Source organism: Streptomyces iakyrus (assembly GCF_000717055.1).
Classification (GTDB): Bacteria; Actinomycetota; Actinomycetes; order Streptomycetales; family Streptomycetaceae; genus Streptomyces; species Streptomyces iakyrus.
On sequence record NZ_JNXI01000016.1, the window covers coordinates 393,121 to 417,969 of the forward strand.

Annotated in this window: 16 protein-coding genes; 3 read left to right on the forward strand and 13 right to left on the reverse strand. The window is 72.6% G+C overall.

All coding sequences use genetic code 11. The annotated features are described in order from the left end of the window. Positions 1-23: 23 nt before the first annotated feature. The 7 genes from OO68_RS26415 to OO68_RS26445 form a co-directional block, all read right to left on the reverse strand. On the reverse strand, positions 24-1,661 hold the full coding sequence (locus tag OO68_RS26415; protein WP_033311535.1) for a succinic semialdehyde dehydrogenase: 1,638 nt from the start codon (positions 1,659-1,661) through the stop codon (positions 24-26). A gap of 136 nt (positions 1,662-1,797) precedes the next feature. Further along, entirely contained in the window at positions 1,798-3,474 is a 1,677-nt protein-coding gene (locus OO68_RS26420; protein ID WP_033311536.1) for a serine/threonine-protein kinase, read from the reverse strand. 71 nt (positions 3,475-3,545) lie between these two features. After that, positions 3,546-5,192: a serine/threonine-protein kinase gene (locus OO68_RS26425; RefSeq protein ID WP_033311537.1), complete on the reverse strand. Its 1,647-nt coding sequence runs from the start codon at positions 5,190-5,192 to the stop codon at positions 3,546-3,548. A 238-nt stretch (positions 5,193-5,430) separates the two neighbouring features. After that, positions 5,431-6,591 carry a serine/threonine-protein kinase gene (locus OO68_RS26430; RefSeq protein ID WP_245237149.1) on the reverse strand — a complete coding sequence of 387 codons (1,161 nt, stop codon included), beginning with the start codon at positions 6,589-6,591 and terminating at the stop codon, positions 5,431-5,433. A gap of 167 nt (positions 6,592-6,758) precedes the next feature. Further along, positions 6,759-8,480, reverse strand: coding sequence for a serine/threonine-protein kinase (locus OO68_RS26435; protein WP_033311540.1), 1,722 nt, complete (start codon positions 8,478-8,480; stop codon positions 6,759-6,761). A gap of 167 nt (positions 8,481-8,647) precedes the next feature. Further along, positions 8,648-11,167, reverse strand: coding sequence for a serine/threonine kinase C-terminal domain-containing protein (locus tag OO68_RS26440; RefSeq protein ID WP_063739338.1), 2,520 nt, complete (start codon positions 11,165-11,167; stop codon positions 8,648-8,650). Positions 11,168-11,320: 153 nt separating this feature from the next. Next, positions 11,321-13,411: a serine/threonine-protein kinase gene (locus tag OO68_RS26445; RefSeq protein ID WP_033311544.1), complete on the reverse strand. Its 2,091-nt coding sequence runs from the start codon at positions 13,409-13,411 to the stop codon at positions 11,321-11,323. A gap of 174 nt (positions 13,412-13,585) precedes the next feature. On the opposite strand from OO68_RS26445, the gene OO68_RS26450 reads away from it, so the two are divergent. Then, positions 13,586-14,629 carry a serine hydrolase domain-containing protein gene (locus OO68_RS26450; RefSeq protein WP_033311546.1) on the forward strand — a complete coding sequence of 348 codons (1,044 nt, stop codon included), beginning with the start codon at positions 13,586-13,588 and terminating at the stop codon, positions 14,627-14,629. Positions 14,630-14,767: 138 nt separating this feature from the next. Here OO68_RS26450 and OO68_RS26455 read toward each other — a convergent pair whose 3' ends face one another. Then, positions 14,768-16,474: a glycerol-3-phosphate dehydrogenase/oxidase gene (locus tag OO68_RS26455; RefSeq protein ID WP_033311548.1), complete on the reverse strand. Its 1,707-nt coding sequence runs from the start codon at positions 16,472-16,474 to the stop codon at positions 14,768-14,770. Between the two features lie 269 nt (positions 16,475-16,743). On the opposite strand from OO68_RS26455, the gene OO68_RS26460 reads away from it, so the two are divergent. Further along, complete coding sequence (locus tag OO68_RS26460) at positions 16,744-17,952, forward strand: nucleotide sugar dehydrogenase (protein WP_033311550.1); 1,209 nt, start codon at positions 16,744-16,746, stop codon at positions 17,950-17,952. 640 nt (positions 17,953-18,592) lie between these two features. Here OO68_RS26460 and OO68_RS26465 read toward each other — a convergent pair. The 4 genes from OO68_RS26465 to OO68_RS26480 form a co-directional block, all read right to left on the reverse strand. Continuing rightward, the gene (locus tag OO68_RS26465; protein WP_033311552.1) at positions 18,593-19,717 is read right to left on the reverse strand and encodes a GuaB3 family IMP dehydrogenase-related protein; all 1,125 of its coding nucleotides are present in this window, start codon (positions 19,715-19,717) and stop codon (positions 18,593-18,595) included. Between the two features lie 103 nt (positions 19,718-19,820). Then, positions 19,821-21,326, reverse strand: coding sequence for an IMP dehydrogenase (gene guaB, locus OO68_RS26470; RefSeq protein ID WP_033311554.1), 1,506 nt, complete (start codon positions 21,324-21,326; stop codon positions 19,821-19,823). A 153-nt stretch (positions 21,327-21,479) separates the two neighbouring features. Then, a complete protein-coding gene (locus OO68_RS26475) occupies positions 21,480-22,067 on the reverse strand; it encodes a sigma-70 family RNA polymerase sigma factor (RefSeq protein WP_033311556.1) in 588 nt (195 codons plus the stop codon). Positions 22,068-22,551: 484 nt separating this feature from the next. Beyond that, a complete protein-coding gene (locus OO68_RS26480) occupies positions 22,552-23,163 on the reverse strand; it encodes a response regulator transcription factor (protein ID WP_003948568.1) in 612 nt (203 codons plus the stop codon). 380 nt (positions 23,164-23,543) lie between these two features. Between OO68_RS26480 and OO68_RS26485 the strand changes: the two genes are divergently transcribed. Next, a complete protein-coding gene (locus OO68_RS26485; protein ID WP_004927066.1) occupies positions 23,544-23,873 on the forward strand; it encodes a WhiB family transcriptional regulator in 330 nt (109 codons plus the stop codon). Between the two features lie 64 nt (positions 23,874-23,937). Here the strand turns inward: OO68_RS26485 and OO68_RS26490 are convergent, their stop codons facing one another. After that, a complete protein-coding gene (locus OO68_RS26490) occupies positions 23,938-24,834 on the reverse strand; it encodes a LysR family transcriptional regulator (protein WP_033311558.1) in 897 nt (298 codons plus the stop codon). Between the last annotated feature and the right edge of the window lie 15 nt (positions 24,835-24,849).

Genomic DNA, 24,849 nt, shown 5'->3' on the forward strand with positions numbered 1-24,849 from the left:
GCAGTGCGGGTGGTGCGGGTGGCTTACCGGAACCTGAACGCCTTCATCAGGCGGAGGCTGCGGCTCATGAACTGGGCGTACTTCTCGTCGTCCATGCCCAGCGAGGGGGCCATGGGGAGCACGCGCTGGTGGGCGACCGTCTGGGCCTCGGTGTACTTGAGGATGCCCTCGGAGCCGTGGCGGCGGCCGAGGCCCGAGTCCTTCATGCCGCCCATCGGGGACTGGACGCTGCCGTAGGCGGGGGCGTAGCCCTCGTTGATGTTGACCGTGCCGGTGCGCAGGCGGGCGGCGACCTCCTGGCCGCGGCGGCCGTTCTTCGTCCAGACCGAGGAATTGAGGCCGTACGCCGTGGCGTTGGCGCGCTCGATGACCTCGTCCTCGTCGGTGAAGCGATAGACCGACACGACCGGGCCGAAGGTCTCCTCCCCGCAGACGGACATGTCCGTGGCGACGCCGTCGAGGATCGTGGGCTCGAAGAAGTACGGGCCGATGTCCGGGCGCGCCACACCGCCCGCGACGACCTTCGCGCCCTTGGCGACGGCCTCCTCGACGTGCCGCGTGACCGTTTCGAGCTGGCGTTCCCCGACCAGGGACCCCATGTCGGCGCCGTACGCCAGGGACGTGCCGAGGCGCATGGCCTTCGTCCGGGCGGCGAAGCGCTCCAGGAAGGCGTCCGCGATCGACTCGTGGACGAAGAGCCGCTCGATCGAGATGCAGAGCTGGCCGGCGGAGGAGAAGCAGGCGCGGACCGCTCCGGCCGCGGCCTTCTCGATGTCGGCGTCCTCCAGCACCAGCATGGCGTTCTTGCCGCCGAGTTCGAGGGAGACGCCGACCAGCCGCGCGGCGGCCCCCTGGGCGACCTCGCGGCCGGTGCGGGTGGAACCGGTGAAGGAGACGTAGTCGGCGTGCCGGACGACCTCCGGGCCGACGACCGGGCCGTCGCCGAGCACGACCTGGAAGACGTCGGCGGGCAGCCCGGCCTCGATGAGCAGGTCACGGGCCCACAGGGCGGTCAGGCACGTCTCCGTGTCCGGCTTCATGACGACGGCGTTGCCCGCGACGAAGGCCGGGAGCGCGTCGCCGACCGACAGCTCCAGGGGGTAGTTCCAGGGGGCGATCTGGCCCACGACCCCGCGCGGGTGGCGCAGTTCGGTGACCTTCGTGAGGGTCGGCATGGCGCCGGCGTGCCGCTTGGGCCGCAGATAGGAGGGGGCCTTGCGACCGTAGTGCCGGGCGGCGACCGCGACGGCCTGGACCTCCTCGTGGGCGTGCAGCCGGGCCTTGCCGGTCTCCAGCTGGATGAGGTCGAGCACCTCGGCCTGGCGCTCCAGCACCAGGTCGTGGAAGCGCAGCAGGACGGCGGCGCGCTGCCGTACGGGGGTCTGCGCCCACACGGCCTGGGCGGCGCGGGCCAGTTCGAAGGCCTCCGCCACGTCCTCGGGCGTCGCCTCGGGGAGGTCCGCCAGCTTCTCGCCGGTGAACGGCGTGTGGTTGGCGGTCCGGCCGGAGCCGGCCACACCCTTGGTGAGCTGGGCGACCAGCTCCGGCGTCACCACGTCCGCGGCGGTGCGGGCGCCCTCCGGGGCGGGGGCGAGGGGGTTCGTGCCGGTCTGTGCCGTGCCGGTCTCTGCCGTCTTCTCGGCGGCCTGCGCGTCCGTCATGAGGCGCAGGGTATGCCGGGACGGAGGCTTTGGGTACCCGTCGGTAATACGGCTTCACCGAGTGCACACACGACGCCAGTGACTGCTGGCAACAAACGCGCTGATCAGGACGTTGGGGCTGACCGGCGGGTGTGATTCAGCCTTTTACGATCCCGAGCCGCTCCCGGGCCCCCTCGAACACCGAGGTGCCCTCTTCCTCTTCCGGTGTGCCCCTGGGCATGTCGACGCGCAGTTCGTACATGCGGTCGTCATCGGTGCGGATGACCAGCCGCATGAGCCGCCGGGCAATCTCACCCCGGCGGTACGCGGTGTCGGCGAGGGCGGCTTCGTGGCCCTGGACGCCGGTGCGGATGTACCGGGTCTCTCCCCCGGTCTCCCGCGTCTTGACGGCCTGGTCCGCCGGGGAGGCCGGGGCCCGGTCCCAGAAGAGGAGACGGACCTGGATCGTGCCGGTCCGCCCGTCGCCGTAGAGCACCGTGCGAGGCCGGCCGGCCGCGCCGCCGGTCCGGTCGAGCAGGCGGTAGTGGCGCGGCAGGTGCAGAACGGCAGCCATGTCCGGCTCGGGGTGCGGGCTCCAGACGTCGGCGGCCTGCCCGGCGCTCTCCGCGCTGCTGGTCTCGGCGAGCTGCGTGACGGCCCCCATGCCGCCGGCGAGCAGCGCCGAGAGGAGGGCGAGGGGGCCGGGGCGGAGGAGGCTCGGGCGTTTGGCGGGCAGGGGGTCGTGCTGCGTGTCCTGGATGGGTGGGGCCGCGGAGGCGGGGGCGGGCACGGGTGGGGTGGCGGAGGCGGGCTGGACGGCCGGCACGGTTGTGGACACGGCGGCGGGCACCGGGTCGGGCCGGGCTGCGGTCTCGTCGTCCGCCTTCCGTATGTGCTCGGCCGTCCGCGCCACCACCTCGGCCGGTGCGGGCCCGGCCACCGCCTCCAGTTCCTTCGCGACCTCCTCGGCATCCGGCCGCTGTTCGGGGTCCGGCACCAGCAGCCGTGCGATCAGCGGCCCCAGGGGTCCGGCCCGAGTCGGTTCGGGTGCCTCGGCGGCGAGGATCGCTGCGACCGTGGCCTCCGGTGTGGCCCGCAGGAACGGGGACGCGCCCTCGACGGCCGCGTACAACAGGGCACCCAGGGACCACAGGTCGGAGGCGGGCCCGGCGATGCGGCCGGACATCCGCTCGGGGGCGACGTAGTCCGGCGGGCCGGCGGCGGCCTTACCGCTCGCGGTGAGCAGCTCCTCGCTCTGCACATGGGCGATGCCGAAGTCGGTGACGACGACCCGCCGGTGCGGGCCGAGCAGCACATGGGCGGGCTTCACGTCCCGGTGCACGATGCCGACCGCGTGCGCGGCGCGCAGGGCACCGAGCACGGCGAGTCCGATCCGGGCGGCTTCGGGCACGTCGACCGGGCCGCGCCCGAGTCTGTCGTGGAGGGACTCGCCGGGCACCAGCTCCATGACGATCCACGGCAGTCCGTCGAGCGCCTCGGCCGCGTCGAGTTCGTCGGGCCCCACGGGGCCCAGCTGTTCGTCGTGCTGCTCCGCCTCGACGACCACGTCGTGGATGGTGACGGCGGCGGGATGGTCGACGCGGGCGGCGGCCCGGGCCTCGCGGTGCAGCCGGTGGGCCGCCCGCCGGTGGCTTCCGTCCTGCGGATCGCCCGGCAACCGCGGCTGTCTGACGGCGACTTCACGCTGCGCACGTTCGTCGAGGGCCCGCCAGACGGTGCCCGTGCCGCCGGAGCCGATGCGCTCGACCAGCCGGTAGCGCCCACCGACCAGCCGGCCCTGGGCGTCGTCCGTCCCGCCCCCGTCGTTGCTCATGCACCATCAGTACCCCGCGGGGCGCGTCCTTGTCGACGCGGGTCGTTCCGATGCGAGTTGGAGGGGCGGAATCAGGTCTTGCCGATGTCCAGATTCGCGATCGCCGCGCTCGCCACCTCGCGCCCGCGGGCGGTGAAGTCGCTCTTGTCCGGGTAGCTGACGGTGAGCTTGTACATGTCGCCGCCGGGGGTCCGGTAGTAGAAGATCTGGCATTCCCGGGGACGTGGGTTCTCGCTGTCGTCGGTCGTGAAAGGGACGGTGTTCCGGGCGGCCTTCTTATCCCGGTACGTGGCCGTCCTGGGGTCCGTCTTCTTCGGCCCCTCGTCCATGTCCAGCTCGTAGCTGCCGCTCTCCTTGAACCGGGTGTCGTCGTCGTACATCTCGGCGGCCGCGGAGCCCGCGATGTTGCCGCCGGTGTCCTCGGCCTTCTTCTCCAGGCGCAGGTTGATCCAGACGCTGCCGCTCCGGTCGCTGTACGTGACCCAGTGGCCCTGGTCGGACTTCCGGTCGGGCACGGTCCGCTCGTACCCGGCGGGGACGGCGAGCGACGCGGCGAGGTCCTTCTCCTGCCTCATCTCCCAGCCCTCGGGCAGCGGCCCGGCGAACGGGTCAGCGATCACCAGGTACGCCGTCACCGCCGCCGCGACGGCCGCGGCGCCCAATCCGATCCAGGCCTTGCGGCCGAGCCGTACGCCACCGCCCTGGCCTGTCATCCGCACCGCCTGGGTGGGCCGGGCGGCGGGCGGGGTCGCGGCCGCCTCCAGCAGGGCCCGTACCTGCGCGGCGTTCGGGCGGCGGGCCGGGTCCTTGTCCAGCAGGCCGTTGATGGCCTGGGCGAGCGGGCCCGGAGCGGAGGCCGGGGGCGCGGGCGTGGCGTTGAGAACGGACTGGAGCGTGGCCGGGGTGTTGCTGCGGCGGAACGGGGAGACGCCCTCCGTCGCCGCGTACAGCACCACGCCGAGGGACCACAGGTCGCTGGCCGGGCCCGGGCGCTGCCCCAGGACGCGCTCGGGCGCGATGTACTCGGGCGAGCCGACGAACCCGCCCGTGTCGGTCAGATTGGTCTCGCCCTCGATCTGGGCGATGCCGAAGTCCGTGAGGACGACCCGGTCGTAGCGGCCGAGCAGCACGTTGTCCGGTTTCACATCACGGTGCAGGATCCCCGCCGCGTGCGCTGCCTCCAGCGCGCCGAGCACCTCCAGGCCGACCCGGGCGGCCTCCCGCGCGGACAGGGTGCCCTCCTGGAGCACGTCGCCCAGCGAGCGGCCCCGCACCAGCTCCATCACGATCCAGGGCTGGTCCTCCACGACCGCGACGTCGTGCACGTCGACGACCGCCGGGTGGTCGAGCCGGGCCGCCGCCCGGGCTTCGCGGCGCATTCGCTCGAAGGCGTTGGCGCGTTCGCGTTCGGGAAGATGCTCCGGGACGCGGGGTTCCTTGACGGCGACCTCCCGGTCCACCGTCTCGTCCTTGGCCCGCCACACCGTGCCCATGCCGCCGTGCCCGAGCTTGGCCAGCAGCCGGTAACGCCCGGCGATGAGGCGCCCCGAACCGGAGTCTTCGGACGCCTGGGCCGACTGGGACGGCACGACCCGGGTGGGTGACGCGGCCGGCGTGGCATAGGGATTGCCGGGTACCGGCGCCTGCTGGTTCGGCGGTTGCAGAACAAAACTCGTCGGCTCGTCGGCCCCGGATCGGGCTCCCCCGTTGCTGCTCATGGTTCATCCATATCGCGCCAACCGCCCGCGGATCCACAAAGGACGCGAGCCGGTCACCGACCCGTGACGTCGAAGGGGGCTTATCGCCCTCTTTGTCGCAGTGCGGGGCGCGCGCCGTCACGGGGGGGGGTGCGACCGCGCCGTCACGGTGCGGGGCTCGACCGCCGTCACAGGGTGGGGCTCGACCGCCGTCACAGGGTGGGGCTCGACCGCCGTCACAGGGTGGGGGCGGACGCCCTCACGGGGTGGGCGCGGGCGCGCTAGGGGAGGCCGGCCGGGTCTTCGGCGCCTTCGGTGTCTGCGGCGTATCCGGGGTATCCGGGGTATCCGGGGTATCTGGGGTATCCGGGGTCTCCTGCGGCGTCGGTGCGGAACTCGTCGACGTACGGCCGCCGTCCCCGTCGCCCTCCCCCGCGAGCAGGGCCGCCGCGGACACCCCTGCTCCCGCCATCGCCGCGACCAGCAGCGCCGCGATGAGCACGCGCCGGGCGGGCTGCCGGAGGAAGGGTTCCTCCGGCCGGCCCGGACCGGACCCTTCGACCGGCGCCGCGGACGGTTGCCGGACGGCCAGACTCAGCGGCCTGCGGCGCGGCACGTTCCCCACCGTCGGCGCGTAGGCGGGCGGCGGCGACATGGGCGTGCGGCCCGTGTCGCGGAAGGCCCGGAGCATCCGCTCCGCCCGCTCCGCGTCCAGCCGCCGGTCCGGATCGCGCTCCAGCAGACCGCGTACGACGGGCAGGAGCGGCCCGACCTGCGCGGGCGGCTGGATATCGCCCACGACGACCGCGTGCAGGATGCCGCCCAGCGAGTCGCGGTGGAACGGCGACTCGCCGCTGAGGGCCGCGCACAGCAGCGCGCCCAGCGACCACAGGTCGGACTCGGGCCCGGTCCTCGCCCCGGACATCCGCTCTGGCGCGGTGTACTCGGGCGAGCCGACGAAGGACCCGTTCTCGGTGAGAGTGGGGGTGCCCGCGACCTGGGCGATGCCGAAGTCGGTGAGGACGACCCGGTCGGTGCCCGTCTCCAGCAGCACGTTGTCCGGCTTGAGGTCGCGGTGCAGCACCCCGGCCGCGTGCGCGGCGCCCAGCGCACCGAGCAGGGCGATGCCGATGCGGGCCGCTTCGGCGGCGTCGACGGGACCCCGCTGGGCGAGCCGGTCGGCGAGCGAGCCGCCCTCGATCAACTCCATGACGATGTAGGGGCGTTCGTCGTCCTCGACGACGTCGTGGACGACGATGATGTGCGGGTGGCTCAGCTGGGCGAGGGCCCGGGCCTCCCGCAGCGTACGGTCCCGCCGGCGGCGGGCCTGCGCCGCGGAGAGCGTCTCGTCGTAGGGGAGTTCCTTGACGGCCACGCTCCGGCCGAGCAACCGGTCGGTCGCCCGCCAGACCACACTCATGCCACCGCGTCCGAGTCTCTCCTCGAGCCGGTAACGGCCCGCGATGACACGTCTGTTGTGCCCCTCGGTCCCCATGCGGCAATCATGCCCCAACGGACGGAACCACTCCGGGACGGTGAGCTGCCGGTGGCCGAAACAGACAGCCCCTCGTCAGAAGTGCCCCTGTCTCAGGAGGTCTTCTCCTGCCAGCCCTGGAGCAGCAAGGTGAACTGCCTGCGCGCCGTCGCCCAGTCCGCGGCCGGGGCCGACATGTAGAGCGCGTACTCGGTGCCGTCGCGGGCGATGTACGTCTCCTCGACGGCCCGGCGCGGGCCGGGGAACTTGATGTCCTTGGGCTGGGCGGTCCAGGTGTACTCCCACCGGCCGCCCTTCCGGTCACGGTAGACGTTGCGCTCCAGCGTGACGCGCTTGTAGTCGACCAGTCGCTGAAGCTCCTGCTCCAGGTCGAGCTGGTGCGCGTAGGGGTCGGCGAAGTCCGGGGACGTGTCGACGGCGATGCGGACGAAGTGCCTGCCGCCGTCCGGGGAGTAGTCGATCTGTTTGAGCGCGCCCTGCGGGCCGAACGGCTTGCGTTTCCAGCCCTTCGGCAGATAGAGGCTGAACCCCACGGGGTCGTCGTAGCGGATCCAGCTGTCCGGAACGGATCCTCCAGGCGCCTGCGTGCTCGTGGACGTCGTCGATCCGGATCCGTCGCCCTGCGACGGCCCGTTCCACTGCTGGAGCACTACGGCCGTGCCTCCGCCGATGATGGCCGCCAAAGCGACCACCAGGGCGAGGGTGCGCAGCCGGCGGCGCCGGCCCGGCCCGGTCGGCTGCGGGCCCGTCGACGCCGGGCCGATCGTGGTGGAGCCGGTGGGGCCGTACGGCGGAGTACCGGCCGTGGGTGTCCCGGTGGCCGCGGTGCCGGCCAGCGGTGGAAGCGGTGTCCCGGTGTGTGAACCCGATCCGGTGCCGACCGGGCCGGTGCCGGACGTGCCGGCGGCGGCCGCCCCCGTGCCCGTTCCGCTGTGGTGGTCCCGGTACGGCGTCGCCCCGCCGTACTGCGTCGGCACATACGCCTGCGCCCCGTTCGGCCGCCGCCCCTCCGCGGCCTCGGCGAGCATCTGCTCGGCCTCGGACGCGTTGGGCCGGGTGCCCGGGTCCTTGCGCAGCAGGGCGGTGATGACCGGCGCGAGCGGGCCGGCGTGCCGGAGCTCGGCGGCCTCCTCCTCGACCACGGCCTGCATAGTGGTCAGGGGTGTCGTGCGGCGGAACGGCGACCGGCCCTCCACCGCCGTGTAGAGCGTCGCGCCGAGCGCCCACAGGTCGGAGGACGGGCCCGGGTCGTGGCCGCGCACCCGCTCGGGCGCCAGGTAGTCGACCGAGCCGACGACCTCTCCGGTGCGCGTGATGGTCGTGTCGCCCTCGATCTGCGCGATGCCGAAGTCCGTGAGCAGCACGCGTCCGTCCCGGGCGAGGAGGACGTTGCCCGGCTTGATGTCGCGGTGCAGGACCCCGGCGGTGTGCGCGGCACGCAGGGCCCGCAGCACCCAGAGGCCGATGCGGGCGGCCTCGCGCGGCTCGATGCGCCCCTCCTCCTTGACCGCGTCGGCCAGGGAGCGGCCCTCGACCAGCTCCATCACGATCCACGGGCGGCCGTCGTGCTCCAGTACGTCGTGCACCGTGACGACCGCGGAGTGGTTGATCCGTGCGGCGGCCCTGGCTTCCGCCCGGGTACGGGCCAGCAGGATCGCCTGCTCGCTCTCGGAGACGTAGAGGGCGGCCGTCAGCTCCTTGATGGCGACCGACCGGTGCAGCACCTCGTCATGTGCGCGCCAGACCCGGCCCATGCCGCCACTGCCGATGGATTCGGCCAGCCGGTAGCGGCCCGCGACGAGCAGGCCCTGCATCTGATTCACGTTGCCCCGCAATGGTCTTGACAGGGTCAGCGTAAGTAACCGCCCTCACCCTGGGAACAAGCGGGGTCCCACGGTGACCGCACTGTGACGGTTGTCGATTCCCGGGACGGGAGGCAACCAGAGGGTGAACCGCGGCGTACAGGCGGCGCGCCGCTCGCTCACCCCGTGACCTTGTACGTGGCGGCCGCCTGCTCGTACAGCCGCGTCACCTCGTCCCGTTCGGACTCCGGGCCGCGCACCTGGACCACGTGGTAACGCCCGTCGACCAGCATCGCGAGGTTGCGGACGTACAGTTCGCCGCCGTCGCCGCCGGTCCAGGTGAACTGGCCCTCGGCCATGGTCCGTCCGCCCACCTCGATCGTCTTCAGCCCGGTGGAGGTGGCCCAGCTGGAGTCGCGGTACGGCTGTAGCTCGCGCTCCCGCTCCCGCTGGTAGGCCATGGGGTCGTCGCCGTACTGCGACGCGCTGTCCCGGCCCGCCACCACGATGAGCTCGAAGTCGCCCTTGGAGTAGACGACCTGGCCGCTGCCGCTGCGCGGGGTGCGGTCCCAGCCCTTGGCGACGGCGACCTGGAAGCCCGCCGCGTCCTTGCGCAGGGTGAAACCGTCGGCGACGTCCGGGCCGGTGGTCTGCGTCTCGGTGGTGCCGGCCGACGACGTGGGGCTCTTCTCCGGCTCGGGAGAGGTCTGGTCGGGCCGGGGCTCGCTGCTGGCGTCCGGCTCGGGCGCCCGGCTCACCTCACCGGCGGCACCGGTACGGTCGGCGCCGTCCGAGCCGTCGGTCCCCGACTTGGGCATGAAGAGCATGGCGTAGGCGATCGCCGCGGCCATCGCGAGCAGGACCAGCACCAGCAGGGTGCGGCCGAGGCGGTGCGGCGAACCGGACTCCTTGCGGGCCCGTTTGTGCCGCCCGTGATGTGCGGGCAGCCCGGCCTTCCGCCTGCGCACGAGCTCGCCCCGGCGCCGCACGACGGGCAGCCGGCGGGCGTCCACGGGCGGCGCCGGGACGACGTGCACCCCGGCCTCGGGCTCGGGCGCCGAGCGCACCAGCGAGCGCAGCCAGCCGCGTACCTCCTCGAAGTCGAGGCGCTCGGTGGGGTCCTGCCGCAGCAGCGACTCCACCACCGGCCGCAGCGGCCCGCACTCCTCGGCGTACGCGGGCGGTTCCGCGCACACCATCTGCACCAGCTCGGCCGTGGACTCCTCCGGGTAGGGCGCGTGCCCCTGCACGGCCCTGAAGAGCAGGGCGCCGAGTGCCCAGAGGTCGGTCGCGGGACCGATCGGCGCGGCCAGCTGCCAGTTCTCGTGCACCGGCCCGGCCTGCTCCGGCGCCCAGCGTTCCGTGACGGGCCCGACCACGGCCATCCGCGCCTGCCGCGCCCGCTCGGCGGCCAGCGCCGTGGCCGGACCGCGCCGGGGGGCGGGGGTGTCGGCCACCAGGTCGTCCCAGCGGGTGGGCTCGCCGTGGGCCGCGGGGTCGGGGGCCGGGGGGAGCGCCGCCTGCTCCCGGCTCTGCGGCACCGGCGTCCCGCCGGTGGTGCCGCGGGGCGTGGCTCCGTGCCATGCCGTGGTCCGTGGATGTCCGCCCACGCCGTAGGGGTCCGCGATCCGCCCTGGCGGTACGGCACCGGGGGCGGTGCCCTGCCCGGGGATGTACGGGGAGTGCGCCGGCCCGTTGCCGTAGGGCGCGGTCCCGCCGTCCCGTGCGGGGCGGGCTCCGGGCAGGGCCGCCCGCCCGCCCTGCTGCGCCTCCTGCACCCGGGCGGCGGCCCGGGCACCGGCCCGGTAGGCCGCGATCGCCCCGGCACGCGCCGCCCTGGGGTCCCCGCTCTCCTCCACCGCTCCGCGCGCCGGTACGACCGGGCCGCCGCCCGTGGTCTCGCCCCCTGCCGAGGGCAGTCCCCTGGCCTCCCGGGCCTCTATGGCGGCCCGCCGCGCGGCCTCGGGGTCACCCGCGCCACCGATGCCACCGGCCGGCCCGGGTCCCCCCGGACCGCCTGCGCCGTTGCCCCGTTCTGCGCCGCCCTCGTGCCCCGGCTGCTTCCCGGACTCCTCGAAGGGCGGTTCCGGCACCGGGTCGTACCCGCACAGGGCCTCTTCCGCCGCGCCCACCGCCAGCCCGGTCAGCATCACCCGGCCGTCGTCGCAGACGAGCACCGTCCGCGCGGTGATGTTCCGGTGCACCCAGCCGTGCGCGTGCAGCACCCGAAGGGCCATCAGGACGTCGGAGGCCACCTCGGCCGCCCGGTAGGGCGTCAGCGGCTTCTCGGCCAGCAGCGCCGCCAGCGGGCGCGCGGCGACCAGTTCGCTGACGATCCACAGCGAACCGCCCTCGGCGAACACGTCGAAGACCTGGTCGAGCCGGGGGTGGTCGGGGATCGCCGCCGCGGCCTGCGCGGCCTCGACCGCGCGCCGCACCACCGGGTCCGTGGGCCGCCGGGTGCCCGCGCGGGCGCCGGAACGCCGCGCACCACCGTCACGCGCGGTGAAACCGTCGGGCAGCCCCTCCGCGTCGAGGACCTCGGCCTCGACCACCTCGGGCAACGGCACCTGACGGACCAGGACTTCCTGCCCGCTGTAGGTGTCGAAGGCCCGGGTCTCGGTGAGTTCGTACTCGTCGGACGGCGGCAGCGGCAGGCGGTAGCGGTCGGCGAGCACCCGGCCCGCGTAGTCGTCCACGTTGCCTCCCCCGGCAGCCCGTTCGGTCACATCCGTTCGCCCCGCGGTCCGTTTCGGCTGCGCACGGTCCGCAAACATTTACGATACGTGCCGCAGGCAACCCGCAATGCGGGGATGCCAGATCTCACTCCCCAAACCCGGGGCGCCTCATGCTCAGGACTTGGGTTCGAAGGTCTTCGTCAGCGTCCGCCAGGTCTCCTTGCGGGACGCGTCGTCCCAGCCGGCCGCCTTCGCCGTGTACATCAGCGCGTACCCCTGCCGGTCGTCGACCACGAAACCCCGGTCGATCGTCCGGTACTTGGTGCCGCCGTCCGTGTAGGTGAACTCCCAGTCGGCCGTGTTCCAGCCGCGGTAGTCCACCTTCTCTATGCGGATCTTCTGGTACTGCGCGCGCACCATGAAGCGTTCCTGGTTCTTCCAGTCCGCCACCGGGTCGCCCTTGGGCGTGGATGTCCAGGCGATGAGCAGCTTCTGCCCGTCGGGCCCGGTGAAGCGGTCGCCCGCGGCGCCCGTGGACTGGTACTTCCACCCCTTCGGCAGACCGATCGAGTACCCCTGGTCGCCCTGGTGAGTCGACTCCGCCTCGGTGCCCTTCCCGCCGCCGGTGCCGTCCTCGCCCGAGGACCCGTTCGCCCCGCCGCTCGGCGTGCTGTCCGAGGCGGGCCCGGACGGAGCGGACTGGGTCTCCCCGCCGTCCGTGCGCGCGCCGTCGGCCTTGTCGCCCTTGGTGTCGCCGCTGCTCGACGCCGTCGCGACGGTTTTCCCGCCGCTCTTACCGGAGGCACCGTCCGCGTCCTTGCCGTCGCCGCTGAGCGCGATCGCGAGCACGGTGCCGATCACGGCGAGCGCCACGACCACCGCGATGATCATCAGGGTCCGTCGCGGCACCACGTCGGTGAGCGGCGCCCGGGGCACGGGCCGCGGCGGCAGGTCCGGCGGCGGCATGACGGGCCAGCCCGAACTCCGCCCCCCGGACGCCGTCTTCGTCTCCGGCCCACTCCGCTCACCGGCACCGGCACCTGCACCTGCACCTGCACCTGCACCTGCGGCCGCCGAGCCCGACCGCGCCACGGACGCACCCGCGGCCCCGCCCCGGCCCGCACCGCTGTCCGACTCCGCGGAGGCCGTGCCCGCCGCCGGTGAAGAACCCTTGGCGGGCCCGGACTTGCTTCCTGACGTGGCACTGGCGGCCGATCCCGCGGCAGCCGTCCCCGAGGCGGCCTTGCGCACGGAACGCAGCGCCCCGCGCAGCCGCTCCCCGGCCTCCTCGCCCCGCTTGCTCCCGGAGCCGGACGAACCGCCCTTGCCCGAGGACCTGTCCGGCTGCGCCGGCAACGGCACGATCTTCGTCGCGTCCAACGGCTCCGGCTCGGCCGTCTCGGGCGCGCGCAGGACCGAGTTCAGCATCGCCCGGGCGCCCGCGTCGTCCAGCCGCTGTGCGGGGTCCTTCGTGAGCAGCCCGTGGATGACGTCCTTCAGCGGACCCGCGTTCTTCGGCTCCTCCAGGGGCTCGGTCATCACGGCCGTGAGAGTCGCTATGGCCGAGCCCTTGTCGTACGGCGGCGCGCCCTCCACCGCCGCGTACAGCAGCCCGCCGAGCGACCACAGGTCGGCCGCCGGGCCCGGCTTGTGCCCGCGCGCCCGCTCCGGGGAGATGTAGGAGGGCGCGCCGACGAGCATGCCGGTCGAGGTGATGGACGGGTCGCCCTCGACCTGGGCGATGCCGAAGTCGGTGAGCACGACCCGGCCGTCCTCGGCGATCAGCACGTTCGACGGCTTCACGTCACGGTGCAGGATGCCCTCGCGGTGGGCGGAACGCAGCACGTCGAGGACGGCGAGCCCGACCTCGGCGGCGCGCTTCGGTTCGAGGAGGCCGTCCTCCCGGATGACCTCGGCGAGCGACTTGCCCTCGACGAGCTCCATGACGATCCAGGGCCGGTCGTCCTCCTGGACGACGTCGAAGACCGTCACGGCGCTGTTGTTGCGGATCCGCGCGATCGCCTTGGCCTCGCGCAGCGTCCGCGTGATCAGCCGCCGCTTCTCCTCCTCGTCGATGTTCGACGGGAACCGCAGCTCCTTGACGGCGACCGTCCGCCCGAGGGTCTCGTCCTGGGCCCGCCACACCGTGCCCATGCCTCCCCGGCCGAGCACCTTGCCCAGCCGGTAACGCCCCGCGAGGAGACGCTCCCTGTTGTCCTGACGAGTGTCCTGACGAGATGTGCCCGCCCGCTCCGCCTCCGACATGCGTCCCCTCATACAACCCGCCCTGACAGAGCCTCCATTGTCTCTCACCCGACAAGTGCCCGGCGCCCAGGGGCCCCCCGGCGGGCACCGGTGGGCCCGCCCCCCCCCGGCAACCCGGGTGCGGCCCGCCCCGCGCGGCCTTGCATGATGGGCCCTGATCAGGGAGGAGCCCGCATGCCGCCGTTTCGGACATTGCCGGCGCTGCCGGTGGCCGCCGCCCTGTTCTGTCTGCCGCCGGCGGACTCCTCCGCCCTCTCGATGCCGCCCACCGACGCGGTGCTGCCTCTGCTGGTGACCCAGGGCAGGGCCCCGGCCGCCGCCCTGCTGGCCCGGGAGGGCACCACGACCCGCTATGCCGGCACCGGGCCGGGCATCGCCCGGTCCGACCATTTCCGCGCCGGAAGCATCACGAAGACGTTCATCGCGACGGTCGTGCTGCAACTGGCCGCCGAGCACCGGCTGTCGCTGTCCGACACGGTGGAGCAGCACCTGCCGGGTCTGGTGCGAGGAGCGGGCAACGACGGCCGCGCGCTGACCCTGCGCTCCCTGCTCACCCACACCAGCGGACTTCACGACTTCACCACGGACACCGACGGGACCGCGCCCGTCACACCCCGTCAGGCCCTGAACATCGCCCTCACCCACCCTCCGGCCGAACGCGGCCGCTTCGCCTACTCGAACACCAACTACGTCCTGCTGGGCATGGTCATCCAGCAGACCACCGGCCACTCGTACGCCACCGAAGCCGAGCGCCGCATCATCACCCCGCTGCGTCTGACGGGCACCTCCTTCCCCGGATCCCGCTCCTCGCTGCCCTCTCCGCACGGCCGCGCCTACGCCGCCGACGGAACCGACGTCACCGAACTCGACCCGCGGGTGGCCGGAGCCGCGGGTGAGCTGGTGACCACACTGGCCGACCTCGACCGCTTCTACGGGGCCCTGCTCGGCGGCCGGCTGCTGCCCCCGCACTGGCTGCGCGAGATGCTCGACACCCGTGCCGCACACGGCGCGTACGGCATGGGACTGCTTCCCGAGAAACTTCCGTGCGGCACGACGGTGTGGGGGCACAACGGGCACATATCCGGCAGCTACGTGCGCACCGCAGCCACCGTCGACGGCCGGCGTGTCCTCACCTTCCGCGTGAACACGGACGCGATCGCGGATCCCGGTCTCGAACCGGCCTTACTCACTGCCGAGTTCTGCCCCCGCACCTCGTAGAACGACCCAGTTCCGAACGGAGATCCCGTTTCCCGACACTCGTTCGGGTGAGTTCGGGACAGCCCGGCCCGGGACGGCCCGGCAGGCAACGGCCCTGCCGCGACCGACGGCCCTGCCCCGACCATGGGCCCGGCGGGATCACAACGGCACGATGTCCGGCGCCCCCAGCCGCGCCGCGTCCGCCGTCAGGTCGTCGGGCTGCCGCTGCGACTCCCGCTCGGCCTCCACCCGCTTCTGGTAATGCTCGACCTCGCGCTCGATCTGGTCCTTGTCCCAGCCCAGCACGGGTGCCATCAGCTCGGCGGCGTCGCGGGCGCTGCGGGCACCCCGGTCGAAGGTCTCGATCGAGATGCGCGTCCGCCGGGTCAGTACGTCGTCCAGGTGTCGCGCCCCCTCGTGGGAGGCCGCGTACACGATCTCGGCGCGCAGATAGTCGTCGGCCGCCGCCAGGGGCTCGCCCAGCGACGGGTCCTCAGCGATGAGCGCGAGGAGCTCCTCGGTCATCGTCCCGTAGCGGTTCAGCAGGTGCTCGACCCGCACCACGTGAAGTCCGGTCCGGGCGGCGATCCGCGCCCGTGCGTTCCACAGCGCCCGGTAGCCCTCGGCGCCCAGCAGCGGCACGTCCTCGGTGACGCACTCGGCGACGCGCATGTCGAGCCCGTGCACCGCCGCGTCGACCGCGTCCTTGGCCATGACCCGGTACGTCGTGTACTTGCCGCCCGCCACGACGACAAGACCGGGCACCGGATGCGCCACGGTGTGCTCGCGCGACAGCTTGCTGGTGGCGTCCGACTCGCCGGCGAGCAGCGGTCGCAGGCCCGCGTACACGCCCTGGACGTCGTCCCTCGTGAGCGGCACCGAGAGCACCGAGTTCACGTGCTCCAGCAGGTAGTCGATGTCCGCGCTGGAGGCGGCGGGGTGGGCCTTGTCGAGGTCCCAGTCGGTGTCCGTGGTGCCGACGATCCAGTGCCGGCCCCAGGGGATGACGAACAGCACCGACTTCTCCGTGCGCAGGATCAGGCCGGTCGTGGAGTGGATCCGGTCGCGCGGCACGACCAGGTGGATGCCCTTGGACGCCCGGACGTGGAACTGGCCGCGCTCGCCGACCATGGCCTGGGTGTCGTCCGTCCACACGCCGGTGGCGTTGACGACCTGCTTGGCGCGGATCTCGTACTCGCCGCCCCCTTCGACGTCCTGCACCCGCGCGCCGACGACCCGCTCGCCCTCGCGCAGGAAACCCGTCACGCGGGCACGGTTGGCCGCCTTCGCGCCGTACGCCACCGCCGTGCGCACCAGGTTCGTCACGTACCGGGCGTCGTCCATCTGGGCGTCGTAGTACTGCAACGCCCCGACCAGGGCGTCCTTCTTCAAGCAGGGGGCCACGCGCAGGGCGTGAGAGCGCGTCAGGTGACGGTGCATCGGCAGGCCCCGGCCGTGCCCGCGCGCCATGGACATGGCGTCGTACATGGCGACGCCCGACCCGGCGTAGAACCGCTCCCAGCCCTTGTGCTGCAACGGGTACAGGAACGGCACGGGCTTCACCAGGTGCGGGGCGAGCCGCTCCAGCAGCAGGCCGCGTTCCTTCAGGGCCTCGCGGACCAGTGCGAAGTCGAGCATTTCCAGATAACGCAGGCCGCCGTGGATGAGTTTGCTGGACCGGCTGGAGGTGCCGGACGCCCAGTCACGCGCCTCGACCAGGCCGGTGGACAAGCCCCGCGTCACGGCGTCGAGCGCGGTGCCCGCACCGACCACGCCTGCACCCACCACCAGCACGTCCAGCTCGCGCTCGGCCATAGATGCGAGTGACTCGGCGCGCTGCGCCGGTCCGAGTGTCGCTGTCCTCACCGCTGCCTCCCGCTCATCGGTCGCGCCGGCCGCACCCGTCGGGCGAGGCCCCGTCCGTATCCCCCTGCCCAGATTCTGACCGGGTTGCCCGACTTCAGCCACCACGGGCCCGCGGCCTGTGGACAACGCTCACGGAACACTCACCGAAACTCGGCCGGATAATCCCGCATATCGGTCATATTTACTCCTAGTCTGACATTGCGCTCGCCCGTCCTGTCCACAGGGCTTGCGCACCTGTCCCACTTCGGCTATCGGGAAGGACGGCCGCCATGCCCGCAGACCTCGCCGTCATCGGACTCGGCCCGTACGGCCTGCCCCTGGCCCAGGCCGCCGTCGCCGCCGGCATCCCCACCATCGGCTACCGGACCGGACCCGAGGCGGGATCGCTCAGCCCCGCCGAACTGCGCCGGATGCTCTCGGGGGGCTTCCGGCCGACCACCGACCCGGCCGAGCTCGGCCGGGTGCGCACCGCGGTCATCTGCGCGCCGACCCCGCGGGGCGCGGACGGCGGGCTCGACCTGAGCCAGCTGGAGGCGGCCGCCCGCACCCTGGCCGCCCATCTGCGCCCGCACACCACAGTGATCCTGGAGTCACCCGTGTACCCGGGGACGACGGAGGAATTCCTGCGTCCGCTACTGGAGGAGGGCTCCGGTCTGCGCGCCGGGCGCGATTTCCACCTCGCGTACTCCCCCAGCCGCGTCGACCCGGGCAACCGCGACGTCACGCCCGCCACCACCCCCAAGGTCATCGGCGGCCTCACCCCGGCCTGCACCGAGTCGGCGGCCGCGTTCCACGGACGGCTGACGGACAAGGTCGTACGCGCGCGTGGACTCCGCGAGGCGGAGACCGTGCAGCTGCTGGAGACCAACTACCGGCACGTGAACATCGCCCTCGTCAACGAGATGGCCGTCCTCTGCAACGACCTGGGCGTCGACCTCTGGGACGTCATCCGCTGCGCGGAGACCAAGCCCTTCGGCTTCCAGGCCTTCCGCCCGGGCCCCGGCATGGGCGGCCACTCCGTCCCCCAGGACATGACCGCCCCCGGCGGCCGCGGACTGCGCATGGTGGAACTGGCCCGGCAGGTCAACGACCGCATGCCGGGCTACGTGATCCAGCGCGCCGCCACGCTCCTCAACGAACACGGCAAGTCGGCCCGGGGCGCCCGCGTGCTCCTCCTCGGCGTCACCTACAAGCCCGATCTCGCAGACCTCCAGGGCACCCCGGCCCGCGAGATCGCGCTGCGCCTGAGGGAGCTGGGCGCGGCGGTCAGCTACCACGACCCGTACGTCCCGTCCTGGAGCGTGCACGACCACCCGGTCCCGCGCGCTGACTCCCTCTACGAGGCGGCAGCCGACGCGGACCTGACCATCCTGCTCCAGCAGCACCGCACGTACGACCTCCAGGGCCTGTCGGTGAAGGCGCAGCTGTTGCTCGACACGCGCGGGGCGGCGCCCACGGGGGCGGCGCATCGGTTGTGAAAGGGGGCGCGCGGGGTGCGTGAGCCATGCGACTGGTGGCATGCGGCACGGCGCGCGGGTACCTTACGGACACAGGCGGAGCCCACCGCAGCGGTGCGGCAGGCTCCTGGATGGATCACGGAGTGTCCGCCCCTATGTCTTCTGGGGGCGGCCGCTCACCATCCGAAACAAGGTGGAGCCCACCGCAGGGGCTACTGCGGCAGGCTCCTGGATGGATCACGGAGTGTCCGCCCCTACTTCTTCTGGGGGCGGCCGCTCACCATCCGAAAAGTCGCAAGATCCACCTCCTCCGGCACTGCACCGTCCGAAGACGGAGTCGGTCCCAGCGGGTGGGCTTGCGGTGACGTCCCATGGGCGCCCCCTGCCACGACGCCGCCCATTGACCCGGTAGACGGCACGTCGGCATCGGGCCGGGCCCCGAGGGCGGGGTCCGGACCGTGTCCTTGGAAGGGGGCACCCAGAAGAACCGGGGCGCCGATCACGGACACTAGCCCCTCGAAACCGCCCTCCACGGGTCAGAACGGCCCGAAGGCACCCGTGCGCCCCCCAACGCCAACACGCGCCCCGTCACAGCCACTTGGGCATGCGAAAGGGCCCAGCCACTCCCCCGAGTGACCAGGCCCTTCTCAAGCTGAGCGGACTACCGCCGGTGCTGCGAGTCCGCCACCGTCACCTCGACCCGCTGGAACTCCTTGAGCTCGCTGTAGCCGGTCGTGGACATGGCGCGGCGCAGGGCGCCGAAGAGATTCATCGAGCCGTCGGGGGTGTGGGACGGGCCCGTGAGGATCTCCTCCAGGGTGCCGACCGTGCCCAGGGCGACCTTCTTGCCGCGCGGCAGCTCCTCGTTCACGGCCTCCATGCCCCAGTGGTGGCCCTTGCCCGGGCCGTCGGTCGCGCGGGCCAGCGGGGAGCCCATCATCACCGAGTCAGCGCCGCAGGCGATCGCCTTGGGAAGGTCTCCGGACCAGCCGACACCGCCGTCCGCGATCACGTGCACGTACCGGCCGCCCGACTCGTCCATGTAGTCACGGCGCGCCGCGGCCACGTCGGCGACCGCCGTCGCCATGGGGACCTGGATGCCGAGCACGTTGCGCGTGGTGTGCGCGGCGCCGCCGCCGAAGCCGACCAGCACACCGGCCGCACCGGTGCGCATCAGGTGCAGGGCCGCCGTGTACGTGGCGCAGCCGCCGACGATCACCGGGACGTCCAGCTCGTAGATGAACTGCTTCAGGTTGAGCGGCTCGTGCGCGCCGGAGACGTGCTCGGCGGAGACCGTCGTACCGCGGATGACGAAGATGTCGACGCCCGCGTCCACGACGGCCTTGGAGAACTGGGCGGTGCGCTGCGGGGAGAGCGCGGCGGCGGTGACGACGCCGGAGTCGCGCACCTCCTTGATGCGCTGCCCGATCAGCTCCTCCTTGATGGGAGCCGCGTAGATCTCCTGCAGACGGCGGGTCGCGGTCTCCGCGTCCAGGCCGGTGATCTCGTCGAGCAGCGGCTGCGGGTCCTCGTAGCGCGTCCACAGGCCCTCGAGGTTCAGCACGCCGAGGCCGCCGAGCTCGCCGATGCGGATCGCGGTGGCCGGGGAGACGACCGAGTCCATGGGTGCGGCCAGGAAGGGCAGCTCGAAGCGGTAGGCGTCGATCTGCCAGGCGATCGAGACCTCCTTCGGGTCCCGGGTACGGCGGCTGGGGACGACGGCGATGTCGTCGAAGGCGTACGCCCGGCGGCCGCGCTTGCCGCGCCCGATCTCGATCTCAGTCACGTCTGTGGCCTTTCCCTGATGCGTTGCAGCGTCTTCCAGTATCGCCGACGGGCACGGCGAGGGCGGCCCCGGATGCTCCGGAGCCGCCCTGGGAGGCCGGCCGCTACTTGCTGCGGCTGTAGTTCGGCGCTTCCACCGTCATCTGGATGTCGTGCGGGTGGCTCTCCTTGAGGCCGGCCGACGTGATCCGGACGAAGCGGCCTTTGGTCTCCATCTCGTTGATGGAGGCGGCGCCAACGTAGCCCATGGTCTGGCGCAGGCCGCCGACGAGCTGGTGCAGGACGTTGGCCAGCGGGCCGCGGTAGGGCACCTGGCCCTCGATGCCCTCGGGCACGAGCTTGTCGTCGGAGCCGACCTCGGCCTGGAAGTAGCGGTCCTTGGAGTACGACTTGGCCTGGCCGCGGGACTGCATCGCGCCGAGCGAGCCCATGCCGCGGTACGACTTGAACTGCTTGCCGTTGATGAACTGCAGCTCGCCCGGAGACTCCTCACAGCCGGCGAGGAGGCTGCCCAGCATCACGGTGTCGGCGCCGGCGGCCAGGGCCTTGCCGATGTCGCCGGAGTACTGCAGGCCGCCGTCGCCGATCAGCGGGATGCCCGCCGGACGGGCCGCGAGGGACGCCTCGTAGATGGCCGTGACCTGCGGGACACCGATGCCGGCGACCACGCGGGTGGTGCAGATCGAGCCGGGGCCCACGCCCACCTTGATGCCGTCGACACCGGCGTCGATCAGCGCCTGGGCGCCGTCACGCGTGGCGACGTTGCCGCCGATCACGTCGACGCCGACGCTCGACTTGATCTTCGCCATCCAGCTGAGGGCGTTGCTGTTGTGGCCGTGCGAGGTGTCGACGACCAGGAAGTCCACACCGGCGCCGGCGAGCGCCTGGGCGCGCTCCAGCGCCTCGGGGCTTGCGCCCACGGCCGCACCGACGAGCAGCCGGCCTTCGGAGTCCTTCGCCGCGTTGGGGTACTGCTCGGCCTTGACGAAGTCCTTGACCGTGATGAGGCCCTTGAGGATGCCCGCGTCGTCGACCAGCGGCAGCTTCTCGATCTTGTGGCGGCGCAGCAGCTCCATGGCGTCGGCGCCGGAGATGCCGACCTTGCCGGTGACCAGGGGCATCGGCGTCATGACCTCGCGCACCTGGCGGGTGCGGTCGGTCTCGAAGGCCATGTCGCGGTTGGTGACGATGCCGAGCAGCTTCTTGTTGCCGTCGGTGACCGGGACGCCGCTGATGCGGAACTTGGCGCACAGGGCGTCGGCCTCGGCCAGCGTCGCGTCGGGGTGCACCGTGATCGGGTCGGTGACCATGCCGGACTCGGAGCGCTTCACCAGGTCGACCTGGTTGACCTGGTCCTCGATGGACAGGTTGCGGTGCAGCACGCCGACGCCGCCCTGGCGGGCCATCGCGATCGCCATGCGGGACTCGGTCACCTTGTCCATCGCCGCGGAGAGCAGCGGGATGTTGACCCGGACGTTGCGGGAGATGCGGGACGAGGTGTCGACCGCGTTGGGGAGCACTTCGGATGCACCCGGCAGCAGCAGCACGTCGTCGTAGGTCAGCCCGAGTGTCGCGAATTTACCGGGCACTCCGTCGACGTTGGCAGTCATGACACCTTCCCCAAATGGCCTTGATCGGTGCGGATGTCCATGCTAACGGGAAGCGGGGCTGTCTCATTCCACGGTTCCGCCTGGCTCCGGGCTTCGTATGTTCGTACGGAAGCGGCGCACCGCCTGTTCAACTGAGGGGTTCTTCAAGCAGGGCTACTGCTCGGCCAGCGCCCGCAGCCGGCTCAGCGCCCTGTGCTGCGCCACCCGGACCGCCCCGGGTGACATTCCCAACATCTGGCCGGTCTCCTCGGCCGTCAGCCCCACCGCGATCCGCAGCAGCAGCAGCTCCCGCTGGTTCTCGGGGAGGTTGGCCAGGAGTTTCTTGGCCCATTCCGCGTCGCTGCTGAGCAGGGCGCGCTCCTCCGGGCCGAGGGAGTCGTCCGGGCGCTCGGGCATCTCGTCGGAGGGGACGGCCGTCGAGCCGGGGTGACGCATCGCCGCGCGCTGGAGGTCGGCGACCTTGTGCGCGGCGATGGCGAAGACGAACGCCTCGAAGGGGCGGCCGGTGTCCCGGTAGCGGGGCAGTGCGAGGAGCACCGCCACGCAGACCTCCTGCGCGAGGTCCTCCACGAAGTGCCGCGCGTCGCCCGGGAGACGGGACAGACGGGTGCGGCAGTAGCGCAGGGCCAAGGGGTGGACATGGGCGAGCAGGTCGTGCGTCGCCTGCTCGTCCCCGTCGACGGCGCGGTGGACGAGCGCACCGATCGCGCCCTGGGCATGGGCCGCCTCGTCGTCGCGCATCGGTCCATGGTGCCTTGCGGCCGCCAGCTCCGCGGCACCGCTCCCGTTGTTGTGCACCGAAGCGTTATGAGCAGGTGCGCCGGCACTCATCCCCTGCGCCCTCCCCTTCCGCTCGACCGACTCGTCCCCGAGGAACTCCACACCCTCAAGGATGCGGCATCCGCGGCGAAACGAGCAGCGGGCACCCGGCGAACCCCCGGTCCACCCGCGCCCACCTGGCTTTCCGTGCCCTCACCAGGCCCGCTGGGGCCTGCCGTTCGCATCACCCCGGGGAGGCGGGTCCTCGCCTGCGCCCTCCCGGGCTCTCGACCGAGCCCGGGCCGGGGCAGATCCCTGACGGCGCTGTCGCCGGCCGCCGGCTCCGGTCCACGCGGTTGCGGCTCGCGCGGGGGCATCCGGGTGCCCCCGCCCTCCGGCCGGGACCGGAGGCCGCGCGTCGTAACCGGCCCGGTCCGCAGGACGGGCGTGATCCGAACGACAGGCCCTAGCGCACCAGACCCCACCGGAAACCGAGCGCCACGGCGTGGGCCCGGTCCGAGGCGCCGAGCTTCTTGAACAGGCGCCGGGCGTGCGTCTTGACGGTGTCCTCGGAGAGGAACAGCTCGCGGCCGATCTCGGCGTTCGAGCGGCCGTGGCTCATGCCTTCGAGGACCTGGATCTCACGCGCCGTGAGCGTGGGCGCCGCGCCCATCTCGGCCGAGCGCAGCCGGCGCGGGGCGAGCCGCCAGGTCGGGTCGGCCAGGGCCTGGGTCACCGTCGCGCGCAGTTCCGCGCGGGAGGCGTCCTTGTGCAGATAGCCGCGGGCACCGGCGGCGACCGCGAGGGCCACGCCGTCCAGGTCCTCGGCGACGGTGAGCATGATGATGCGCGCACCGGGGTCGGCGGACAGCAGCCGCCGGACCGTCTCGACGCCGCCCAGTCCGGGCATGCGTACGTCCATCAGAATCAGGTCCGAGCGGTCGGCCCCCCAGCGGCGGAGGACTTCCTCGCCGTTGGCCGCCGTCGTCACGCGCTCTACGCCGGGCACGGTCGCGACCGCACGACGGAGCGCCTCTCGGGCAAGCGGGGAGTCGTCGCAGACGAGGACGGATGTCATGACCGCCCTCCGCAGCTGATGCACGTCACCTTGAGCCTCCAGGCTGGTACGAAATCGTCACCTGTGCGGTCGACCGTCTCGGACGTCCGTCCGAGCGCTTGTTCCTTCAACCGCCTCGCACTCTCAACGACGGTCACTCGAAAGAGTTACGGGGGCGGCTGCCATCTTCGGCACTCTACGTGAGGGGGCGGACACGGTGCAGATATGCGCAGCAGACCCTCGAACTTTCATCACAACCTATGCCCCATTCAGACCCATTTCTTCCGCTTTGCCAGTGTCTGGAGCTAGATTCGCAATGAGTCATATTTTCATCTCCTTAGATCGTAGTTGTACGGTCGTAGACACCGGATCCGCCCAGAACGGCTACAAGGGGTCACGTAATGGCAGATTTCTCCCGCCTTCCCGGACCGAACGCGGACCTGTGGGACTGGCAGCTGCTGGCTGCCTGTCGCGGCGTGGACAGCTCGCTCTTCTTCCATCCGGAGGGTGAGCGCGGTGCGGCGAGGAGCGCTCGTGAGAACTCGGCCAAAGAGGTCTGCATGAGGTGCCCGGTACGCGCCGAGTGCGCCGCCCACGCCCTGGCGGTGCGTGAGCCGTACGGCGTGTGGGGCGGGCTGACCGAGGACGAGCGCGAAGAGCTCATGGGGCGGGCGCGCAACCGGCTGGTGTCGGCGTCGGCATCGGGCGGGCACACCGCCTCGAACAACTGAAGGAACGTTTCTGCGAACGGGCACGCGCACGCGTGCCGTTGGTTTTTGGAACGCGTGGGCCGTGCTAGCGGCGAGCGGCCCGGGCCAGCTGATCGAGCGTCGCCGCCACGGCCGGGACCTGTGCGAGGTCGGGCAGGGTGAGCGCGACGATCTCCCGGCGCACCGCCGGTTCGAGGCGGACGGTGCGCACCCCCCGGGGCCGCACCGACTCGACGGCCAGCTGGGGCAGCACGGCCACGCCCAGGCCGGCGCCGACGAGGCCGACGACGGCCGGGTAGTCGTCGGTCGCGAAGTCGATGCGCGGGGTGAAGCCGGCCGCCGCGCACACCTCGACCAGCTGTCCGCGGCAGCGCGGGCAGCCCGCGATCCACGGCTCCTCGGTGAGCTCGCCGATGGCGACGGACTCCGCGCCCGCGAGCCGGTGCCGCTCCGGCACGAGTGCGACGAGCCGGTCCGACAGCAGCGGCCGTACGACGAGGTCGTCCCACTCCTCCGCGCCCGCCGCCCCCTCGTAGCGGAACGCGAGCGCCACGTCGCAGTCGCCCTCGCGCAGCAGTCCGACGGAGGCGGGCGGCTCGGCCTCCTCCAGGGAGACGCGGGTGCCCGGGTGCGCCTCGCGCAGCGCGGCGAGGGCCGTGGGGACCAGGGTGGAGCTGCCGCTGGGGAAGGAGACGAGCCGGACCCGGCCCGCGCGCAGCCCGGCGATGGCGGCCACCTCCTCCTCGGCGGCCGTGAGCCCGGCGAGGATGCCGGCGGCGTGCCGCACCAGGGCCTCGCCGGCCTGGGTCAGGCGCATCTCCCGTCCGGTGCGGATCAGCAGCGGTGTGCCGACGGAGGTTTCCAGGGCCTTCATCTGCTGGCTGACGGCGGGCTGGGTGCAGCCCAGCTCTCGGCCGGCGGCAGAGAAGGAGCCGGTGGTCGCGACGGCGCGCAGGACGCGGAGATGACGAGCTTCGATCACGCTTCGAGGATAAGT